At 64.1% G+C, this 3,160-nt stretch carries 2 protein-coding genes; both read left to right on the top strand.

Going from position 1 to position 3,160, the window contains the following annotated elements; all coding sequences use genetic code 11:
• The first annotated feature begins 136 nt into the window (after positions 1-136).
• On the top strand, positions 137-1,681 hold the full coding sequence (gene purF, locus Y707_RS0104480) for an amidophosphoribosyltransferase (protein WP_026534188.1): 1,545 nt from the start codon (positions 137-139) through the stop codon (positions 1,679-1,681).
• Positions 1,678-2,802, top strand: a complete 1,125-nt coding sequence (gene purM / locus Y707_RS0104475) for a phosphoribosylformylglycinamidine cyclo-ligase (RefSeq protein ID WP_026534187.1) — start codon at positions 1,678-1,680, stop codon at positions 2,800-2,802. The genes purF and purM overlap by 4 nt, the downstream gene beginning before the upstream one ends.
• Positions 2,803-3,160 lie beyond the last annotated feature (358 nt).

Raw genomic sequence — 3,160 nt, 5'->3', positions numbered from 1 at the left:
CGGGCCAACAAAGCACCACAGATGAGCGAGGGTTGCCCGGCGAAAGCACCAACGACGCCCCTGGCCCCGAACACCACCGCCCGTAATGCCTTCACAGGGTTGGAAAGCTGATGCCAAATCGTGAGACACTGGGAATGTGGCGCGCGGAGACGGAAAACTTACCCACGACTTACTACCCGGTGAAAAAGGCCCCCAGGATGCATGCGGGGTCTTTGGCGTATGGGCACCAGGTGAAGAAGTCGCAAAACTGGCTTACTACGGCCTCTATGCCTTGCAGCACCGCGGGCAGGAGTCGGCCGGGATAGCGACGAGCGACGGCTCCCGGATCAATGTCTACAAGGACATGGGCCTGGTTTCGCAGGTGTTCAACGAGACGGTGCTGAATACCTTGCAGGGGCACATCGCCATCGGGCACTGCCGCTATTCGACGACGGGCTCTTCCAACTGGGCCAACGCGCAGCCGACCCTCGGCGCAACCGCGGCCGGCACCGTGGCCCTGGCGCATAACGGAAACCTCACCAACTCCGCGGACCTTTACGATCTGGTGATCGAACGCCACGGAACCCCGCGCAGCGGGGAAATGGCGCAGGGCAACACCTCCGATACGGCACTGGTTACTGCCCTGCTCGCCGGCGACGACGACCGTTCGCTTGAGGCCACCGCGCTGGAGATTCTGCCCAAACTGCAGGGCGCATTCTGCTTCACCTTCATGGACGAGGGGACCCTCTACGCGGCCCGCGACCAGTTCGGCGTGCGTCCCCTGGTCCTCGGCCGGCTCGACCGCGGCTGGGTCGTGGCCTCCGAGTCCTCCGCCCTAGCCACCGTCGGCGCCAGCTTCATCCGCGAGATCGAGCCCGGCGAGTTCATCGCCATCGACGAGAACGGCGTCCGCACGCAGCGTTTCGCCGAGAAAACCCCCGCTGGTTGCGTCTTTGAGTACGTGTACCTGGCCCGGCCGGACGCCACGATCGCGGGCCAGTCCGTATACGAATCCCGGGTGGAAATGGGCCGCCAGCTCTCACGGGAAAATCATGTGGATGCCGACGTCGTGATTCCCGTTCCCGAGTCCGGTACACCGGCCGCCGTTGGTTTCGCCGAGGAATCAGGCATCCCGTTTGCGCACGGCTTCGTGAAGAACGCCTACGTCGGCCGTACCTTCATCCAGCCCAGCCAAACGTTGCGTCAGCTCGGCATCCGGCTCAAGCTGAACGCCCTCGAATCCGTCATCCGCGGCAAGCGCATCATCGTGGTGGATGACTCGATCGTCCGCGGCAACACCCAGCGCGCCGTCGTGCGGATGCTGCGTGAAGCCGGCGCCGCTGAGGTGCATGTGAAGATCTCCTCCCCGCCGATTCGCTGGCCATGCTTCTACGGCATCGACTTTGCCTCCCGCGCGGAGCTGATCGCCAATGGTGCCGCCGTCGACGAAATCGCCAAGTCGGTCGGGGCGGACAGCCTGGCCTATATCTCCGACGACGGCATGATCGACGCCACGCAGCAGCCCCGCGCATCGTTGTGCACGGCGTGTTTCACCGGCGAATACCCGATCGAGCTCCCGCCGGAAGAGCGTCTGGGCAAGAATGTCCTGGAACGTGGCAAGCCCGGCTGTGAGCCGGGACCGGATTCGGAAATGAACTCCCTCCTTGAGGACACGGACAAGAACCGGAAAGAGCGAGTATGACCGAGTCCCCCCGACCCGCCTCGATCACCTATGCCGATTCCGGCGTCGACGTCGAGGCCGGTGACAAGGCCGTCGAACTGATGAAGGAAGCGGTCAAAGCCACCCATGGCCCGCAGGTTGTCGGTGGGGTCGGTGGATTTGCCGGTCTCTACGACGTTTCCAAACTGCTCACGTACCGGCAGCCGCTGCTGGCGACTTCCACCGACGGCGTCGGCACCAAGGTTGCCATCGCCCAGGCCATGGACGTGCACGACACCATCGGCTTCGACCTGGTCGGCATGGTCGTCGACGACATCGTCGTGGTCGGTGCCGAACCGCTGTATATGACGGACTACATCGCCTGCGGCAAGGTGGTTCCCGAGCGGATCGCCGGCATCGTCCGCGGTATCGCTGCCGCCTGCGCCACCGCCGGGACCGCCTTGGTCGGCGGGGAGACCGCGGAGCACCCCGGTCTGCTGGCGGAAAATGAATACGACGTCGCCGGCGCCGCCACCGGTGTGGTGGAAGCCGACCGATTGCTCGGACCGGAGCGGGTAAAGGCGGGCGACGTCGTCATTGGGCTGGCCTCATCCGGACTTCACTCCAACGGATACTCGCTGGTCCGCCGGGTTATTAACGTTGCCGGCTGGACTCTTGACCGCCAGGTTTCAGACTTCGGCCGCACCCTCGGCGAGGAACTGCTGGAGCCAACGCGCGTCTACGCAGCCGACTGCCTGGACCTCGCCCGCTATGAAGCCGCCGGCGTGCATGGTTTCAGCCACATCACAGGCGGCGGACTGGCGGCTAATCTGGCGCGCGTCCTGCCGTCCGGGCTGGAGGCCACCGTGGACCGCTCCAGCTGGCAGCTGCCCGCCATCTTCCAGCTGGTTTCCGAACTGGGCCAGGTTCCCCTCGCGGACTTGGAACGCACGCTGAATCTCGGCGTCGGCATGGTCGCCATCGTCGATCCTTCCGGCGCGGATGCCGCCATCGCCCGCTTGACCGAACGCGGCATGCCTGCCTGGGTGATGGGAACCGTGGAGAAAGCGGACACATCGCGGAGCACTGACGGACCCGACTACACCCAGGGCGCCAAAGGTGTCGACGGTGGAGCGGTCCGGATGGTCAACAAGTACGCCTGACGCGGAGGCACCTCGCGTCCGGGATGGATCGCGTCCGCAGGCGCAATCCACTCAGCAGTAAGTGCTGCTTACAGCCGGGCAAAGTCATAGGGTCAATGCAACGCTCTGATTATTGAGGAGTGTTGGGATGCCAAAAGGTAGGCCAAAATCGATCCAGCTCAGGGATGAGTTTTTCCGATTGATATGTTCCGGAGTTCCGATGGGAGAAGTCGGTGCGCGGTTGGGCGTGTGCCGAGGTTCCGGAAGCGTGTGGTGGCGTGATGCTGGTGGGATGAAACTCAAAAAAGGATATAGCGGTGGTGGTCTGGCCGATCCGCCCGTCAGTGAGGGAATATCGGGAAGTGGCCGGCTCTCCAGA

Source organism: Arthrobacter sp. H14, assembly GCF_000520495.1.
GTDB lineage: Bacteria > Actinomycetota > Actinomycetes > Actinomycetales > Micrococcaceae > Arthrobacter_C.
Note: the sequence above shows the minus strand (reverse complement) of the source record. Positions and strands in the feature narration are given on the sequence as shown.